Source organism: Enterobacter cloacae complex sp. Mu1197 (genome assembly GCF_040059225.1).
In the GTDB taxonomy this organism is placed as follows: Bacteria; Pseudomonadota; Gammaproteobacteria; order Enterobacterales; family Enterobacteriaceae; genus Enterobacter; species Enterobacter quasiroggenkampii.
The window spans coordinates 3,652,348-3,670,428 of record NZ_CP157375.1 but is presented as its reverse complement, the minus strand read 5'-3'; the positions used below and the strand labels follow the sequence as shown (position 1 = coordinate 3,670,428).

Here is an 18,081-nt window from a genome sequence, read left to right as displayed (position 1 = left end):
GGCGTTTGTTTTTGTCTATCTGCGGCTAATAATAATCATTTTGAAAGGTTTTAAAGTGTTAGTTAGATCTCACAATGAAAGAAAAATGTATTATTTTGAAAGTTAATTGACGTGGTGAATGATTTTCGGGGGAAAAAAGCACGGATTTGCGTTGGGGAGGTGCGTACCGCTTCCTTGAGGTGTTGCGGATGCTTTACCATACTGGGTTCTTATCGAACCCGTTAAATGGATGTCTCATGTTCAAGCGTCGTTATGCAGCGCTGTTGCCTGCGCTTATTCTGCTGTCTGCCTGTAGTAGCAAACCTAAGACCGAAGCCGTTCAGCAAACGGCGGGCGCGCCTTCCGGAGGATTCCTGCTGGAGCCGCAGCACAATATGATGCAGATGGGCGGCGACTTCGCGAATAACCCGGCGGCCGAGCAGTTCATCGATAAAATGGTGAGCAAACACGGCTTTGACAGACAGCAGCTGCACGAAATTTTGTCTCAGGCCAAGCGTCTGGACTACGTGCTGCGCCTGATGGACAGACAGGCGCCGACGGCTCAGGTGCCGAGCGGGCCAAACGGGGCGTGGCTGCGCTATCGCAAACAGTTCATTACCCCGGACAACGTGCAAAACGGCGTGGCGTTCTGGAATCAGTATGAAGAGGCGCTCAACCGCGCGTGGCAGGTGTACGGCGTACCGCCTGAAATCATCGTCGGGATTATCGGTGTGGAAACCCGCTGGGGCCGCGTGATGGGCAAAACCCGCATCCTGGATGCGCTGGCGACGCTCTCCTTTAACTACCCGCGCCGCGCGGAGTATTTCTCTTCCGAGCTGGAAACCTTCCTGCTGATGGCGCGTAACGAACAGGACGATCCGCTCGATCTGAAAGGGTCGTTTGCCGGCGCGATGGGCTACGGCCAGTTTATGCCGTCGTCCTATAAACAGTATGCCGTCGACTTTAACGGCGATGGCCATATCAACCTGTGGGATCCGGTGGATGCCATCGGCAGCGTGGCGAACTACTTCAAAGCGCACGGCTGGGTGCCGGGCGGCCAGGTGGCGGTGCAGGCGAACGGTCAGGCGCCGGGGCTGGAAAATGGCTTCAAAACTAACTACAGCATTTCGCAGCTGACCGCGGCAGGCTTAACGCCAACGCAGCCGCTGGGCAATGCACAGCAGGCGAGCCTGCTGCGTCTGGATGTCGGAACGGGCTATCAGTACTGGTACGGACTGCCGAACTTCTACACCATCACCCGCTATAACCACAGCACCCACTATGCGATGGCCGTATGGCAGCTGGGGCTAGCGGTATCGCAGGCCCGCGTGCCGGCGGCGTCACCGTTTAGTCAGTAAGTTACCCCGACGGGTAGGCCGGGTAAGGCAACGCCGCCACCCGGCATGGCTGCGCACACGGTGCGGCCTGACGCCCTCTCCCACGGGAGAGGGCGTTTTGCAGAAACATTTCGCCACACTCCCTTTTCAAACCTGCCATTTACATCTTAACTACCTTTCATTATTGTTATGTTATAACATTTAAGCTGGTGTCGAGATGTCAACGTCCCTTTTTTCTCTGTCTGCTCCGGTTCGGCTTTTGCTGGCGCTGGTGCTTATTGTCTTTCTCGGGCTGGCCGTGCGCTGGGCGGTGGCGTTGCCATGATTGTGATGAATGAACTGGTCGCGGGTTATGAACGCCAGCCCGTGACGCGGCCCCTCTCGGGCACGATTGCGCGTGGAAGTATGACCGCGATTGTCGGCGCTAACGGCTGCGGGAAATCTACCTTACTGAAAACGCTCGCTGGGTTTATCCCGCCCGTAAGCGGCAGTTTTCGCTGGCAGGGAAAGCGTCCGGTAATCGGCTGGCTGGCACAGCGCCACGCGCTGGAGGCGCAGTTTCCGCTAACCGTACGGGACGTGGTAAGCATGGGCTGCTGGCCTGGCATTTCGCTGTTTTCCGGGTTTCGCCGCGAAACGCGGTTGCGCATTGCCAGCGCGCTTGAGCGCGTCGGGCTGGAATCCATGGCGTTATCCACCATCGATGAGCTCTCCGGCGGCCAGTTCCAGCGCATGCTGTTCGCCCGCGTCCTGGTGCAGCAGGCGCCGCTGGTGATGCTGGATGAGCCCTTTACCGGGGTCGATGAGGCCACCTGCAACGTGCTGATGGATGTGATGCTGGAGATGTATATGCAGGGGCAAACGCTGCTCGCGGTACTGCACGACAGCGAGCGCGTGTCGCGCCACTTCCCGCAGACGTTACGGCTGGATGCTGACGTTCCTCAATGGAAAACCGGGCGGGTGAGGGTGGCATGATCTGGCATCTCTTTTTTCAGCCGTTTATCGAGTATGGCTTTATGCGTCGCGCGCTGGTGGTTTGCCTTGCGCTCTCGGTCAGCACCACCGCGCTTGGCGTGTTTCTTCAGCTGCGCCGGATGAGCCTGATGGGCGACGCCCTTTCTCACGCCATTTTACCGGGCGTCGCCGTGGGATACTTGCTCAGCGGCATGTCGCTGCTGGCGATGAGTATCGGCGGTTTTATCGCGGGCATTACCGTGGCGCTGCTGGCCGGTCTGGTCAGTCGCCGCACGCCGCTTAAGGAAGATGCCAGCTTTGCCGGGTTTTATCTCGGCTCACTGGCGCTGGGGGTCACGCTGGTGTCGCTTCGTGGGTCGAATGTCGATCTGCTGCATTTGCTGTTTGGCTCCATCCTCGCCGTGGACAACGACGCCGCGCTGTTTGTCACATGCGTGTGCATGTTCACCCTTATTGTGCTGGCGATGTTCTATCGCGGGCTGGTTACCGAAGCGTTTGACACCGCCTGGCTACAGGTGAACGCCCGCTGGCTGCCCGGCCTGCTGCACGGACTGTTTCTGGCGCTGCTGGTCCTTAACCTGGTGGCCGGTTTTCAGGTGCTCGGCACGCTGATGGCCGTTGGTCTGATGATGCTGCCGGCTGTGGCAGCTCGCTGCTGGGTACGCACGCTACCGGCGTTACTCCTGATGGCGGGCATCAGCGGTATTTTCTGCGCATGGCTGGGGCTGAGCCTCTCCTGGGCGATGAGTCTTCCGGCCGGGCCATCCATCGTGCTCACCGCCAGCGCGCTGTTCTTTATTTCCATTTTATTGGGTACGCGAAGCAGGCTCGCTGGCAGTCTGCGGGCGTATTTTTAACGCAAGGGGAAACGATGAAACGTACAGGATTAGCAGTGGCGCTCGCGCTGGGGATGATGTCGCACGGCGTGATGGCGAAAACGCTGAATGTGGTCACCAGCTTTTCGATACTGGGGGATATCACCCAGGAGGTGGGCGGTGATCACGTGAAGGTGACGACGCTGGTGGGGCCGGATGGCGATCCGCATACCTTCGAGCCGTCGCCGAAAGACAGCGCGGCACTAAGCAAAGCCGATGTGGTGGTGGTGAACGGCCTGGGGCTGGAGGGCTGGCTTGACCGTCTGGTGAAAGCCTCCGGGTTCAAAGGACAACTGGTCGTTGCCTCAACCGGGGTGAAAACCCACACGCTTGAGGAAGATGGAAAGACCGTGACCGATCCGCACGCCTGGAACAGCGCGGCGAACGGGGCGCTGTATGCACAAAATATTCTGAACGGGCTGGTGAAAGCCGATCCGCAGGACAAAGCCGCGCTGGAAGCCTCCGGTAAACCCTATATCACGCAGCTTAACCAGCTGGATAGCTGGGCCAAAACGCGCTTTAGCCAGATCCCGCAGGCGAAGCGTAACGTGTTGACCAGCCATGACGCGTTCGGCTATTTCAGCCGTGCCTACGGCGTGAGGTTTATGGCGCCGCAGGGACTGTCCTCCGAGAGCGAGGCCAGCGCGGCGCAGGTTGCTGAGATTATCAATCAGATCAAAGCCGATGGCGTAAAAACCTGGTTTATGGAAAATCAGCTCGATCCGCGTCTGGTGAAGCAGATTGCGTCGGCGACGGGCGCGCAGCCGGGGGGCGAGCTTTACCCCGAAGCGCTGTCGGCCAAAGGCGGGGTAGCAGACACCTACGTTAAGGCGTTTCGCCACAATGTGAATACGCTCGCCAACAGCATGAAATAACTTTTCCACCGCCGGTGCGCCCGCACCGGCTTTTTTCTGAAGCTCCCTCGTAAAACCCGAAGCGTGTCCCCACATCTGACGAGAAAGTGCTATCTTGTGCAGCACGTTTTTCTGATGCCTGGAGCGAGAATGACTGACCATGAATTGATGCAGCTTAGCGAGATAGTTGGCCTTGCGCTTAAGCAACGTGGGGCGACCCTTACCACCGCTGAGTCCTGCACCGGCGGCTGGGTGGCGAAAGCGATTACCGACATTGCCGGCAGTTCCGCCTGGTTTGAACGCGGATTTGTGACCTACAGTAACGAAGCTAAAGCACAGATGATTGGCGTGCGCGAATCCACGCTGGAACAGCACGGCGCGGTCAGCGAACCGGTGGTCATTGAGATGGCGATTGGCGCGCTCAAAGCGGCGCGTGCTGATTTCGCCATTTCCATTAGCGGCATCGCGGGGCCGGACGGCGGCAGTGACGTGAAGCCTGTCGGTACCGTCTGGTTTGGTTTTGCCACCGCAAAAGGTGAAGGGATCACCCGCCGGGAGTGCTTTAGCGGCGATCGCGAAAGCGTGCGTCGTCAGGCAACCGTTTATGCGTTAAAAACGCTCTGGCAACAATTTCTACAAAACACTTGATACTGTATGACCATACAGTATAATTGCACCAACAGAACAGAAATCCACGGTGAAGCACAGTCGCTTCTCCCGGCATGACAGGAGTAATAATGGCTATCGACGAAAACAAACAGAAAGCGTTGGCGGCAGCACTGGGCCAGATCGAAAAGCAATTCGGTAAAGGCTCCATCATGCGCCTGGGTGAAGACCGTTCCATGGATGTGGAAACCATCTCCACCGGTTCGCTTTCTCTGGATATCGCGCTGGGCGCTGGCGGTCTGCCTATGGGCCGTATCGTAGAGATCTACGGGCCAGAGTCCTCCGGTAAAACCACCCTGACGCTGCAGGTCATTGCCGCAGCACAGCGCGAAGGTAAAACCTGTGCGTTTATCGATGCCGAGCACGCGCTGGACCCTGTGTATGCCCGTAAGCTGGGCGTCGATATCGACAACCTGCTGTGTTCTCAGCCGGACACCGGTGAGCAGGCGCTGGAAATTTGTGACGCGCTGGCGCGTTCTGGTGCCGTTGACGTTATCGTGGTCGACTCCGTTGCTGCACTGACGCCAAAAGCGGAAATCGAAGGCGAAATCGGCGACTCTCACATGGGCCTCGCGGCACGTATGATGAGCCAGGCGATGCGTAAGCTGGCGGGTAACCTGAAGCAGTCCAACACGCTGCTGATCTTCATCAACCAGATCCGTATGAAAATCGGCGTGATGTTCGGTAACCCAGAAACCACGACCGGGGGTAACGCCCTGAAATTCTACGCCTCTGTCCGTCTGGATATCCGCCGTATTGGCGCGGTGAAAGAGGGTGAGAACGTGGTGGGTAGTGAAACCCGCGTCAAGGTTGTGAAGAACAAAATCGCTGCGCCGTTCAAGCAGGCTGAGTTCCAGATCCTCTACGGCGAAGGTATTAACTTCTTCGGTGAGCTGGTTGACCTGGGCGTGAAAGAGAAGCTGATTGAAAAAGCGGGCGCCTGGTATAGCTACAACGGTGACAAGATTGGTCAGGGTAAAGCGAATGCCATCTCCTGGCTGAAAGAGAACCCGGCTGCGGCGAAAGAGATCGAGAAGAAAGTGCGTGAGCTGCTGCTGAACAACCAGGACTCCACGCCAGATTTCGCGGTTGATAGCGCGGATGCTGAAGAAACTAACGAAGACTTTTAATTCTTTCGTTTAACAATGAAGGGCTGCTGATGCGGCCCTTTTTGCATTTCTGAATCAGCAGGTTTTTTATGAGTGAACCGACAACACGTCGACCCGCGTATGCACGCCTACTGGATCGCGCGGTGCGCATCCTGGCCGTCCGTGACCACAGTGAACAGGAGCTGCGGCGAAAACTGTCGGCACCGGTGATGAGTAAAAACGGCCCGGAAGAGATTGATGCCACCGCGGAAGATTATGACCGCGTCATCGCATGGTGCTATGAGCATCGCTATCTTGATGACGAGCGTTTTGCCTCGCGGTTTCTCGCCAGCCGTGGCCGCAAGGGATACGGGCCCGCGCGCATCCGGCAGGAGCTAAACCAGAAAGGGGTGGCCCGGGAGTCCATCGAAAAAGCGATGCGCGAATGCGACATTGACTGGTGCGAGCTGGCAAAAGAGCAGGCCATTCGTAAGTACGGCGAACCGCTGCCGCGTGAATTTTCAGAAAAAGTCAAAATCCAGCGCTTTTTGCTCTACCGCGGCTTCCTGATGGAAGATATTCAGGATATCTGGCGTAATTTTGCCGATTGAACGCATGCGGGATTTTACTTCCCACCAAAGAAAACTTATCTTATTCCCACTTTTTCCAGTAGCTGGTCTGTCCAACGGTTTACCGATACAGGCTGGCTACGACATTTCGTTAGCTTGATTTCAGGATAATTATGAGCAAGAGCACCGCTGAGATCCGTCAGGCGTTTCTCGATTTTTTCCATAGTAAGGGACACCAGGTTGTTGCCAGCAGCTCCCTGGTACCGAACAACGATCCGACTCTGCTGTTTACCAACGCCGGGATGAACCAGTTCAAGGATGTGTTCCTTGGTCTCGACAAGCGTAATTATTCCCGCGCCACAACCTCACAGCGTTGCGTGCGTGCGGGCGGTAAACACAACGACCTGGAAAACGTCGGTTACACCGCGCGTCACCACACCTTCTTCGAAATGCTGGGTAACTTCAGCTTCGGCGACTACTTTAAACACGATGCCATTCAATATGCGTGGGAACTGCTGACCGGTGAAAACTGGTTCAACCTGCCGAAAGAGCGTCTGTGGGTTACCGTCTATGAAACCGATGACGAAGCCTACGAAATCTGGGAAAAAGAAGTCGGGATCCCGCGCGAGCGTATTATTCGCATCGGCGATAACAAAGGCGCGCCTTACGCGTCCGACAACTTCTGGCAGATGGGTGACACCGGTCCTTGCGGTCCGTGCACCGAGATCTTCTACGATCACGGCGACCACATCTGGGGCGGCCCTCCAGGCAGCCCGGAAGAAGACGGCGATCGCTACATTGAGATCTGGAACATCGTCTTCATGCAGTTTAACCGTCAGGCCGACGGTACGATGGAGCCGCTGCCGAAGCCGTCCGTTGATACCGGTATGGGTCTGGAGCGTATTGCCGCGGTACTGCAGCACGTTAACTCCAACTATGAGATTGACCTGTTCAGCACCCTGATCAAAGCCGTTGCGGAAGTGACCGGCGCGACCGATCTGAACAACAAATCGCTGCGCGTTATCGCGGACCACATTCGTTCCTGCGCGTTCCTGATTGCCGACGGCGTTATCCCGTCGAATGAAAACCGTGGCTACGTGCTGCGTCGTATCATTCGTCGAGCTATCCGTCACGGCAACATGCTGGGCGCGAAGGATACCTTCTTCTATAAACTCGTTGGGCCACTGGTTGGCGTGATGGGGTCAGCCGGTGACGAGCTGAAACGCCAGCAGGCGCAGGTTGAGCAGGTTCTGAAAACCGAAGAAGAGCAGTTTGCCCGTACGCTGGAGCGTGGTCTGGCGCTGCTGGACGAAGAGCTGGCGAAGCTTAAGGGCGACACGCTGGATGGCGAAACTGCTTTCCGCCTGTACGACACCTACGGCTTCCCGGTTGACCTGACGGCGGACGTTTGCCGCGAGCGTAACATCAAAGTTGACGAAGCGGGCTTCGAAGCCGCGATGGAAGAGCAGCGCCGTCGTGCGCGCGAGTCCAGCGGCTTCGGCGCAGACTACAACGCGATGATCCGCGTTGACAGCGCGTCAGAATTCAAAGGCTATGAGGCGCTGGAACTGACCGGCAAAGTGACCGCTCTGTTTGTTGACGGTAAAGCTGTAGACAGCATCAGCGCGGGCCAGGAAGCCGTGGTCATTCTGGACAAAACGCCGTTCTACGCCGAATCCGGCGGCCAGGTTGGCGATAAAGGCGAACTGAAGGGCAATGGCTTTAGCTTCAGCGTGACCGACACCCAAAAATACGGTCAGGCGATTGGTCACCAGGGCAAACTGGTTTCCGGTTCTCTGAAAGTGGGTGAGGGCGTCCAGGCTAACGTTGATGAAGCTCGCCGCGCGCGCATTCGTCTGAACCACTCTGCAACCCACCTGATGCACGCTGCCCTGCGCGACGTACTCGGTACCCATGTTGCACAGAAAGGTTCTCTGGTCAACGACAAAGTGCTGCGCTTCGACTTCTCGCATTTTGAAGCGATGAAGCCGTCTGAAATCCGTGCGGTGGAAGATCTGGTGAACGCGCAGATCCGTCGTAACCTGCCAATCGAGACCCATATCATGGATCTCGAGGACGCGAAGAAAAAAGGTGCGATGGCGCTGTTTGGCGAGAAATACGACGAGCGCGTTCGCGTGCTGAGCATGGGCGACTTCTCTACCGAGCTGTGCGGCGGTACGCACGCCTCGCGCACCGGTGATATCGGCCTGTTCCGCATTGTTTCCGAGTCGGGAACGGCGGCAGGTGTGCGTCGTATTGAAGCGGTGACCGGTGAAGGTGCGATTGCCAGCCTGCATGCGCAGAGCGATCAGCTGCACGACATCGCGCAGCTGCTGAAAGGCGATAGCCAGAACCTGGGCGAGAAAGTGCGCGTTGCGCTGGATCGCACGCGTCAGCTGGAAAAAGAGCTGCAGCAGCTGAAAGAGCAGGCTGCGGCGCAGGAGAGTGCAAACCTCTCCAGCAAGGCTGTAGACATTAAGGGCGTCAAACTGCTGGTCAGCGATCTGGCGGGCGTTGAGCCTAAGATGCTGCGTACTATGGTCGACGATCTCAAGAACCAGCTTGGTTCTACCGTTATCGTGCTGGCGACAGTGGCAGAAGGTAAGGTTTCTCTGATTGCGGGCGTCTCTAAGGATGTGACTGACCGCGTAAAAGCAGGGGAACTGATTGGTATGGTCGCTCAGCAGGTGGGCGGCAAGGGTGGCGGTCGTCCGGACATGGCGCAAGCCGGTGGTACGGATGCGGCGGCACTTCCTGCGGCATTAGCCAGCGTTGAAAGCTGGGTAAGCGCGAAACTGTAATAACTACAAAGCACAAGCAGACGCCATAGCGGTAACGTTATGGCGTCTTGTTCACTGTGCTATCGATAACGATAAAGTCAGGTTGAGTTTGTGTATATCGGCTAAACTTACGTTTAACAGAATGTGATGCCGTGACTGCTTACACTTTACGTGTTTGTCATCGCTTACTTTTTGGCGTTATATGATGGATAATGCCGGGATACAAGAGACCCGACTCTTTTAATCTTTCAAGGAGCAAAGAATGCTGATTCTGACTCGTCGAGTTGGTGAGACCCTCATGATTGGGGATGAGGTCACCGTGACAGTTTTAGGGGTAAAGGGTAACCAGGTACGTATTGGTGTTAACGCTCCTAAAGAAGTATCTGTCCACCGTGAAGAGATCTACCAGCGTATCCAGGCTGAAAAATCCCAGCAGTCCAGTTACTGATATTGTCGCGTCTCGCTGTCGGGCGAGACGCAACCCTCCCGCTATTTTTCCTGCTCAAAGTTACCGTTTAATTTCAATCGCTCTCTTTTTAACCACTCCACTACCCTTATCTCGTCCCAACACTGTCCTTTCTGCATCGGTTTTCTGTGAAGATGCCTGCAAAATCCGCTTATAAAACACCCTCTTTGCGGCTTTTACATGCGAATTGCGTGTGATTTGTGCAAACGATAAAAGCTTTTGGAAAATTGTTTGACTTATAAGTCCCAGAAAGTAATATATGCGCCACGCAGCGACGAGAAGCTCTTAACGAGTTGCTCGAAGCACTCGAAAGAGGCGTTGTGTGGTGAGGTGGCCGAGAGGCTGAAGGCGCTCCCCTGCTAAGGGAGTATGCGGCCAAAAGCTGCATCCGGGGTTCGAATCCCCGCCTCACCGCCATTTTGCATCCGTAGCTCAGCTGGATAGAGTACTCGGCTACGAACCGAGCGGTCGGAGGTTCGAATCCTCCCGGATGCACCATCTATTACTTCATATTGCTTTAGAAGTGATATGAATATCGAGCAGTACAGTAGTAAATCCCGATGCATCCGTAGCTCAGCTGGATAGAGTACTCGGCTACGAACCGAGCGGTCGGAGGTTCGAATCCTCCCGGATGCACCATTTACTATTTCTGAAAGCAGTACCCTGATGCATCCGTAGCTCAGCTGGATAGAGTACTCGGCTACGAACCGAGCGGTCGGAGGTTCGAATCCTCCCGGATGCACCATTACTGTTTCTAAAAGCATTTCCCGATGCATCCGTAGCTCAGCTGGATAGAGTACTCGGCTACGAACCGAGCGGTCGGAGGTTCGAATCCTCCCGGATGCACCATCTCTTCTGCCTTTCCCTTCGATGTTTAGTTCTTAATCACTCTCGTTGTTATCATTTCGCAATCAGCGACAAAAACCACCATTTACGATAAAGTAATGCTTTGTTAATCGGTTAGTGAGAGCACGATGTACGCACAGTATGACGGTTTGATCTTCGATATGGATGGTACCCTTCTGGATACCGAACCCACGCATCGTCAAGCCTGGACCGACGTCCTGGGCCGCTACGGTATGCGTTTCGACCTTCAGGCGATGATCGCCCTCAACGGCTCCCCAACCTGGCGTATTGCACAGGCCGTGATTGAACTGAATCAGGCCGATCTCGACCCGCACCTGCTCGCACGCGAAAAAACCGATGCGGTAAAAGCCATGCTTTTAGATACCGTACGTCCTTTGCCACTGATTGATGTGGTAAAAGAGTGGCACGGGCGTCGCCCGATGTCGGTGGGGACGGGCAGCGAAAGCGCGATTGCAGAGGCATTACTCAATCATCTTGGCCTGCGCCACTATTTCTCTGCCGTGGTTGCCGCCGATCATGTTAAACATCACAAGCCCGCACCGGACACCTTCCTGCTCTGCGCAGAATTAATGGGCGTCCCGGCGGCAAAATGCGTCGTGTTTGAAGATGCCGATTTCGGCATCCAGGCCGCGCGTGATGCTGGAATGGATGCGGTGGATGTGCGCTTACTGTGAGTGACGCGCTGTCACTTGCCTCATTATTCGCCAGCAGTTTTCTCAGCGCCACGCTGTTACCGGGCAATTCGGAAGTGGTGCTGGTGGCGATGCTGTTGTCCGGCGTGAGTCAGCCCTGGCTGCTTGTAGTAATAGCAACAATGGGTAATAGCCTTGGGGGGCTGACTAACGTTATTCTTGGGCGTTTCTTTCCGCTGCGTGAAAAATCGCGCTGGCAGGAAAAGGCAGTCGGCTGGCTAAAACGCTATGGCGCTGCCACGCTGTTATTAAGCTGGATGCCTGTAATAGGCGATTTACTGTGTCTGCTGGCGGGATGGATGCGCATCTCCTGGGGGCCGGTGCTCTTTTTTTTGTGCCTTGGCAAGGCGTTGCGTTATGTCCTCGTGGCATGGGCAACGCTGCAGGGTATGACGTGGTGGCACTAATTGGTGGAATGAATACGCGACCTTCAATCGTCAACCATTACAATTATGCTGAGTAACATTACTTTGACAGGCGGGAGGTCAATTTGATCCCGGACGTATCTCAGGCGCTGGCCTGGCTGGAAAACCACCCTCAGGCATTGAAGGGTATTCAGCGTGGTCTCGAGCGTGAAACGCTGCGCGTTAACGCGGACGGCAGTTTAGCGACAACGGGTCACCCGAAGGCGTTAGGCTCGGCGCTGACACATAAATGGATCACAACCGATTTCGCTGAAGCGCTGCTGGAGTTCATCACCCCAGTAGAGGGTGATATTGATCATATGCTGACGATCATGCGCGATATCCATCGCTACACCGCGCGCAATCTGGGCGACGAGCGCATGTGGCCCCTCAGCATGCCGTGCTATATCGAGCAGGGCCAGGAGATTGAGCTGGCACAGTACGGCACGTCAAATATCGGCCGGCTGAAAACGCTTTACCGTGAGGGGCTGAAAAACCGCTACGGCGCGTTGATGCAGACCATCTCTGGCGTGCACTACAACTTCTCGTTGCCAATGGCATTCTGGGAAGCGAAATGCGGTGAAACGGATAAAGACGCTATCTCAGCAGGCTACTTCCGCCTGATCCGAAACTATTACCGTTTCGGCTGGGTGATCCCGTATCTGTTCGGCGCATCGCCTGCTATTTGCTCATCCTTCCTGCAGGGAAAACCGACGACGCTACCGTTCGAGAAGACCGAGTGTGGGATGTACTATCTCCCGTACGCCACCTCTCTGCGCCTGAGCGATCTCGGCTATACCAATAAATCGCAAAGCAATCTCGGTATTACGTTTAACGAATTGCACGAATATGTGGCAGGATTGAAGCGGGCGATCAAAACCCCGTCGGAAGAGTACGAGAAAATCGGCCTCGAAAAAGACGGCAAGCGTTTGCAGATCAACAGTAATGTGCTGCAGATTGAAAACGAGCTCTATGCACCTATTCGTCCTAAGCGCGTGACGCGCAGCGGCGAAACCCCGTCGGATGCGCTGCAGCGCGGCGGGATTGAATACATTGAAGTGCGCTCGCTGGATATCAACCCGTTCTCACCGATTGGCGTTGATGAACAGCAGATTCGCTTCCTGGATCTGTTTATGGTCTGGTGCGTATTGGCGGATGCGCCGGAAATGAGTTCAGACGAACTGCTCTGCACCCGTACAAACTGGAACCGCGTGATTCTGGAAGGGCGTAAGCCGGGTCTGACGCTGGGTATCGGCTGCGAAACGGCACAGTTCCCGCTGACGAAAGTCGGCAAAGATCTGTTCCGCGATCTGAAGCGTGTTGCCCGGACGATGGACAGCATCGACGGCGGGGATGCGTATCAACAGATTTGCGACCAGCTGGTGGAATGCTTTGATAACCCGGAACTGACGTTCTCAGCACGCATTCTGCGTTCTATGATTGATCAGGGCATTGGTGGTACGGGGCGTTCACTCTCGGCGGAGTACCGTGAGATGCTGATCCAGGAGCCGTTAGAAATCCTGAGCGAAGCAGATTTTGTCGCGGAACGCGAAGCGTCCGTTGTGCGTCAGAAAGAGGTTGAAGCGGCGGATACCGAGTCGTTTGAGGCGTTTCTGGCGAAGCAGGCTTAAGCAGAAAAGAAAAAGGCCACATCGCTGTGGCCAAAATATACATCTCTGAATTCAGGGATGATGATAACAAATGCGCGTCTTTCATATACTCAGACGCGCATTCTGTAGAAGAGTTCAGTTTATTTTAAAAAAAATCACTATCGGAGGTGACGTATGCCGTTATTAGATAGCTTTACTGTCGACCATACCCGTATGGAAGCACCTGCAGTCCGCGTGGCGAAGACCATGCACACCCCGCACGGCGACACGATCACCGTCTTCGATCTGCGTTTCTGCGTGCCAAACAAAGAAGTGATGCCGGAGAAAGGCATTCATACGCTGGAACACCTGTTCGCTGGCTTCATGCGTGACCACCTGAACGGCAACGGCGTTGAGATCATCGATATCTCTCCAATGGGCTGCCGTACCGGTTTCTACATGAGCCTGATTGGTCAGCCTGAAGAGAAACGTGTGGCAGATGCCTGGAAAGCGGCCATGCAGGACGTGCTGAAGGTGAAAGAGCAGAACCAGATCCCTGAGCTGAACGTTTACCAGTGCGGTACCTACCAGATGCACTCTCTGGAAGAAGCGCAGGAAATCGCGCGTCATATCATCGAGCGTGATGTGCGCGTGAACAGCAACGAAGAGCTGGCCCTGCCGAAAGAAAAACTGCAGGAACTGCACATCTAGTATTGTGCCTGTGGATGCCCGGTGGCGCTTCGCTTACCGGGCCTACATTGTGTTGGTGCCTCCTTTGACCACAACCTTAACCTTCTCCTTTACCCACCGTCCCCTCGTTCCGTTTGCCCATGATTACGTTCATGGTGACAGCGAACCCTGGCACAAGCACGACTGCGCGCAGCTGCTGCACACCCTGAGCGGCGTGGTACGGGTGGATACCGCATCAGGCTGTTGGGTTGTTCCTCCCGGTCGCGGCGTCTGGCTGCCTGCGGGCACGCAGCATTCCTTGCGCATTACCGGCAACGTGGCGGCGCGAACGCTGTTTATCGATCCGCTGGCGCGGGCCGATCTCCCGGCCACCTGCCAGATCGTGCAGATCACGCCGCTGTTGCGCGAGCTGATCCTCGTCTGCCTTGCTTTACCTGAATCGTACTCACCCGGAAGCCGGGATGAGCGCGTCTATGAGCTCATTCTCGATGAAATCCGCACTATGCCAGTGCTGCCGTTTCACCTGCCGGAGCCGGAAAGTAAGGCGCTACGTCGCCTGTGTCTGCAAATCCGGCAACACCCGGGTGAAAGCTGGAGCAGCGCGCAGGCTGCGAGCATGATGAACATGAGCGAGCGCACGCTGAACCGCCATTTTCAGCAGCAGACGGGATTAAGCTACGGAGAGTGGTTGAGAAGGGCGCGCCTGCTGGAAGCCTTAGTGCGGCTGGCGCAGGGCCAGCCGGTATTACGCGTGGCGCTGGATCTGGGGTACGGCAGCCACAGCGCCTTTACGGCCATGTTCCGTCGGGTGATGGGCGTCTCTCCCAGCGATTACTTTAAGAACGACTGACGGCGTTAAAGAGCGCCTGAAGCGACGCGCGCGCCACGTCGCTATCAATGCCCACGCCCCAGCGGCTGCTGCCGTCCTGGAACAGACAGCGGATGTAGGCCACCGAGCGGCTGTCGCTGCGTTCACCTAACGTATGCTCGTGATAATCCTTAATCACGAACGGGGCGTTGACCCAGCGGCTCAGGCCGTGAGCGGCGGCGGAGAGCAGACCGTTGCCCTGACCTTCCAGCTGGCGCGTTCCTCCCTGTGTGACGACGCTGGCCGTCAAACGCAGCTGGCCGTCCTGCTGGCTGTCGCTGCGGTAGGATTGCAGCGCATAGTGCGGCGTTGCCACCAGGCCGTAGCGGGTGCGGAATAGCTGCCACAGCGCATTTTGCGTCATCTCTTTTCCGTGACGATCGGTTTCCTGCTGCACGTGCTGGCTGAAATCCTGCTGCAGGGCGCGGGGCAGTTTCAGACCATGGTTTTGCTCAATCAGCCACGCGCTGCCGCCTTTTCCTGACTGGCTGTTTACGCGGATCACCGCTTCGTAGGTGCAGCCAATATCCTGGGGATCGACGGGCAGGTAAGGCATCTCCCAGCGATCGCCTGGCCTGCGGGCATCAAAGCCTTTTTTAATCGCGTCCTGATGCGAGCCGGAGAAGGCGGTATAGGCCAGCCGTCCTGCCCACGGATGGCGCGGGTGGACCGGCAGCTGATTGCAGGTTTCCACCACTTCCACCACCCGGTTCATATCGCTAAAGTCCAGATTCGGGCTAACCCCCTGGCTGTAGAGGTTCATTGCCAGCGTCACCAGGCAGACGTTGCCCGTACGTTCCCCGTTACCGAACAGACAGCCCTCCACGCGGTCAGCCCCTGCCATTACGCCCAGCTCCGCGCAGGCAACGCCGGTACCGCGGTCGTTATGCGGATGCACGCTGATGCAGACATCACGTCGGCGGCTGAAGTGGCGACAGAAGTACTCGATCTGGTCGGCATAGACGTTCGGCGTGCTCACTTCGACGGTGGCAGGTAAGTTGATCACCATAGGCCTCTCGTCGCACGGCTGCCAGATTTCCGCCACGGCTTCACAAATCTCCAGCGCAAACTCCGGCTCGGTAAAGCAGAAGGTTTCCGGAGAGTATTCATACTGCCAGCGGGTGTCGGGATTTTCCTCACACAGCTGGCGAATAAGTCGCGTCGAGCGCGTCGCCAGCTCAACGATTTGCGCTTTCTCCATGCCGAAGACCAGGCGGCGGAACAGCGGAGCGGTGGCGTTATACAGATGTACGGTAGCCTGCTTCGCGCCGCGCAGGGATTCAAAAGTGCGATGGATGAGATCTTCCCGTGCCTGAGTGAGCACCTGAATCGTCACGTCATCCGGGATGCGGTTCTCTTCAATCAGCTGGCGAACGAAGTTGAAATCCGTCTGTGAGGCGGAAGGAAAGGCAACCTCGATCTCTTTGAATCCGCAGCCCAGCAGCAGTGCCCAGAACTGCAGCTTGCGGGCGCTGTCCATCGGCTCGGCAAGGGCCTGGTTGCCGTCGCGCAGGTCGGTCGAGAGCCAGCGCGGCGCGCGGGTGATGCGTTGTTCCGGCCAGCGACGGTCGGGCAGGGAAAGGGTGGGATAGGGTTGGTACTTGTCGGCGGGTGTGTTCAGCATGATGCGCTCCTGTTGTCTTTTCACTATCGTGAATCGATTTCAGGCGCGCTGCTTTATCGGAACTGACAATGGCTGTCGCGTTCTGGACACGGTGCGGTTTTTTGCCGGATGGCGGCTACGCCTTATCCGGCCTACGTTCGTAGGCCCGGTAAGCGTAGTTATTGTAGGCCGGGTAAGGCGTAGCCGCACCCGGCAACCCGCGCACAAGACTAGTGCGCGCCGCCACCGCCGCCACCGGCACCAAACGGCGGTCTGGCAAACCACACCAGCCCCAGCAGGACGATAAAGATCCCTGCCGATATCCAGAAAATCTCGTTGGCCGAGATAATCAGCCCCTGGTTGGTGATCTGCTGGGCAATCCAGCCGGACGCCTGCTGCTCCGTCATTCCCATCCCCTGAAGCTGGCTATACATCTGCTGAGCATTCGGGTTGTACGGGTTCACCGCTTCGGTCAGCTGCGCGTGGTGCATCGATTCGCGGTTCGTCCACAGGGTGGTGGTGATCGACGTACCGATGGAGCCCGCCAGCGTACGGGTGAAGTTCGACAGGCTCGAGGCGGCCGCCAGACGCTCGGGCGGTAAGCCAGAGAGCGTGATGGTGGTCAGCGGCATAAAGAAGCACGCCACCGCGAAGCCCTGAATGAACTGCGGCCACGCCGAGGCGCCAAAATCCATTCCCGGTTCAAAGGTATACGCACGCCAGTAGAAGCACACCGCATACATGATGAAGCTGAACGTCACCAGCCGACGCATGTCGAGCTTATGGGCGAAGCGGCCAATTATCGGCGACAGCAGGACCGGGATCACCCCAACGGGCGCCGACGCCAGACCCGCCCAGGTGGCGGTATAGCCATACACCTCCTGCAACAGCTGCGGCAGCAGCACAATCGCGCCGAAGTAGAGCATATAGGCGAGGCTGATACACAGGCAGCCGATGGTGAAGTTTCGCGACTTAAACAGCGAGAGATCGACTATCGGGTTGTCGTCCGTCAGCTCCCAGACGATCAGGAAGCTGATCGACACCACCGCGACAATGGTCAGGATGATAATTTCCTGCGAGTTGAACCAGTCGAGCTCTTTACCGCGGTCGAGCATGATCTGCAGACTGCCGATACCCAGGATCAGCAGCGCCAGCCCGATGCTGTCGATACGCCGTTGTTCGGTGCGCGTCTCTCGTCCCCGCAGCGACTGCAGCGTCATCAATACCACGACAGCGCCAATCGGTACGTTGATGAAGAAGATCCAGCCCCAGTGGTAGTTATCGCTGATGTACCCGCCCAGAATCGGTCCGCAGATAGGCGCGACGATAACGGTCATCGACCAGAGCGCCAGCGCGACGGAACGTTTTGCGGGAGGGTAGTTGCTCAGCAGCAAACTCTGAGAAAGCGGGATCAGCGGCCCCGCGACAATCCCCTGAATGACGCGGAAGAAAATCAGCATCGTCAGGCTACTGGACATGCCGCACGCCCACGAGGCCAGTACAAACGCCACCGTGGACCAGAGGAACAGCTTCACCTCACCGACGCGCTTTGCCAGCCAGCCGGTGATCGGAATGGAGATGGCGTTTGCCACCCCAAACGAGGTAATGACCCAGGTCCCCTGGCTCAGCGACGAGCCAAGGTTACCGGCGATGGTTGGGATCGCCACGTTTGCGATGGTGGAGTCCAGCACCTGCATGAATGTCGCCAGCGACAGCGCAATGGTCATAATGACCAGCTGCGCGCCTTCCAGCGGTTTTTGCGGCTTTTGCTGTTGCATA

The 18,081-nt window shown here is 56.7% G+C and carries 16 protein-coding genes and 5 tRNA genes; 19 read left to right on the top strand and 2 right to left on the bottom strand.

The genetic code is table 11. The features are described from left to right. Positions 1–236 precede the first annotated feature (236 nt). From mltB to ABFV38_RS17090, 19 genes are all read left to right on the top strand, one after another. Positions 237–1,337, top strand: coding sequence for a lytic murein transglycosylase B (gene mltB / locus ABFV38_RS17180; RefSeq protein ID WP_045908517.1), 1,101 nt, complete (start codon positions 237–239; stop codon positions 1,335–1,337). 300 nt (positions 1,338–1,637) lie between these two features. Continuing rightward, positions 1,638–2,291, top strand: a complete 654-nt coding sequence (locus ABFV38_RS17175; RefSeq protein WP_196346645.1) for an ATP-binding cassette domain-containing protein — start codon at positions 1,638–1,640, stop codon at positions 2,289–2,291. Then, entirely contained in the window at positions 2,288–3,148 is an 861-nt protein-coding gene (locus tag ABFV38_RS17170; protein WP_348957636.1) for a metal ABC transporter permease, read from the top strand. The genes ABFV38_RS17175 and ABFV38_RS17170 overlap by 4 nt, the downstream gene beginning before the upstream one ends. Before the next feature lie 14 nt (positions 3,149–3,162). Beyond that, positions 3,163–4,041, top strand: a complete 879-nt coding sequence (locus tag ABFV38_RS17165; protein WP_048029245.1) for a metal ABC transporter substrate-binding protein — start codon at positions 3,163–3,165, stop codon at positions 4,039–4,041. A 129-nt stretch (positions 4,042–4,170) separates the two neighbouring features. Further along, the gene (gene pncC, locus ABFV38_RS17160; RefSeq protein ID WP_045908520.1) at positions 4,171–4,668 is read left to right on the top strand and encodes a nicotinamide-nucleotide amidase; all 498 of its coding nucleotides are present in this window, start codon (positions 4,171–4,173) and stop codon (positions 4,666–4,668) included. A gap of 89 nt (positions 4,669–4,757) precedes the next feature. After that, on the top strand, positions 4,758–5,816 hold the full coding sequence (recA, locus tag ABFV38_RS17155) for a recombinase RecA (protein WP_024907698.1): 1,059 nt from the start codon (positions 4,758–4,760) through the stop codon (positions 5,814–5,816). Positions 5,817–5,884: 68 nt separating this feature from the next. Then, positions 5,885–6,385, top strand: a complete 501-nt coding sequence (gene recX, locus ABFV38_RS17150) for a recombination regulator RecX (protein WP_032640869.1) — start codon at positions 5,885–5,887, stop codon at positions 6,383–6,385. A 131-nt stretch (positions 6,386–6,516) separates the two neighbouring features. Continuing rightward, positions 6,517–9,144, top strand: coding sequence for an alanine--tRNA ligase (gene alaS / locus ABFV38_RS17145; protein ID WP_348957635.1), 2,628 nt, complete (start codon positions 6,517–6,519; stop codon positions 9,142–9,144). 241 nt (positions 9,145–9,385) lie between these two features. Next, positions 9,386–9,571, top strand: coding sequence for a carbon storage regulator CsrA (csrA, locus tag ABFV38_RS17140; RefSeq protein WP_000906486.1), 186 nt, complete (start codon positions 9,386–9,388; stop codon positions 9,569–9,571). Between the two features lie 342 nt (positions 9,572–9,913). Next, positions 9,914–10,006: transfer RNA gene (locus ABFV38_RS17135), tRNA-Ser, on the top strand. 4 nt (positions 10,007–10,010) lie between these two features. Beyond that, positions 10,011–10,087 (top strand) — tRNA-Arg (locus ABFV38_RS17130). Positions 10,088–10,151: 64 nt separating this feature from the next. Beyond that, a tRNA-Arg gene (locus ABFV38_RS17125) sits at positions 10,152–10,228 on the top strand. 29 nt (positions 10,229–10,257) lie between these two features. Further along, positions 10,258–10,334, top strand: a tRNA-Arg gene (locus ABFV38_RS17120). Positions 10,335–10,361: 27 nt separating this feature from the next. Continuing rightward, a tRNA-Arg gene (locus ABFV38_RS17115) sits at positions 10,362–10,438 on the top strand. 125 nt (positions 10,439–10,563) lie between these two features. Beyond that, positions 10,564–11,130 (top strand): fructose-1-phosphate/6-phosphogluconate phosphatase, encoded by a 567-nt coding sequence (gene yqaB, locus ABFV38_RS17110; RefSeq protein WP_032648006.1) that lies wholly within the window; start codon positions 10,564–10,566, stop codon positions 11,128–11,130. After that, a complete protein-coding gene (locus ABFV38_RS17105) occupies positions 11,127–11,555 on the top strand; it encodes a YqaA family protein (RefSeq protein WP_021241956.1) in 429 nt (142 codons plus the stop codon). The genes yqaB and ABFV38_RS17105 overlap by 4 nt, the downstream gene beginning before the upstream one ends. Positions 11,556–11,638: 83 nt before the next feature. Further along, positions 11,639–13,183: a glutamate--cysteine ligase gene (gene gshA, locus ABFV38_RS17100; protein ID WP_348957634.1), complete on the top strand. Its 1,545-nt coding sequence runs from the start codon at positions 11,639–11,641 to the stop codon at positions 13,181–13,183. A gap of 153 nt (positions 13,184–13,336) precedes the next feature. After that, on the top strand, positions 13,337–13,852 hold the full coding sequence (gene luxS / locus ABFV38_RS17095; protein ID WP_014833019.1) for an S-ribosylhomocysteine lyase: 516 nt from the start codon (positions 13,337–13,339) through the stop codon (positions 13,850–13,852). A gap of 64 nt (positions 13,853–13,916) precedes the next feature. Next, positions 13,917–14,681, top strand: a complete 765-nt coding sequence (locus ABFV38_RS17090; RefSeq protein WP_348957633.1) for a helix-turn-helix transcriptional regulator — start codon at positions 13,917–13,919, stop codon at positions 14,679–14,681. Here the strand turns inward: ABFV38_RS17090 and leuA are convergent. Together leuA and emrB are read right to left on the bottom strand one after the other, a co-directional pair. After that, positions 14,668–16,323 (bottom strand): 2-isopropylmalate synthase, encoded by a 1,656-nt coding sequence (gene leuA / locus ABFV38_RS17085; RefSeq protein ID WP_348957632.1) that lies wholly within the window; start codon positions 16,321–16,323, stop codon positions 14,668–14,670. The genes ABFV38_RS17090 and leuA overlap by 14 nt on opposite strands. A 209-nt stretch (positions 16,324–16,532) precedes the next feature. Further along, positions 16,533–18,080, bottom strand: coding sequence for a multidrug efflux MFS transporter permease subunit EmrB (emrB, locus tag ABFV38_RS17080; RefSeq protein WP_028014182.1), 1,548 nt, complete (start codon positions 18,078–18,080; stop codon positions 16,533–16,535). Position 18,081: the final 1 nt, after the last annotated feature.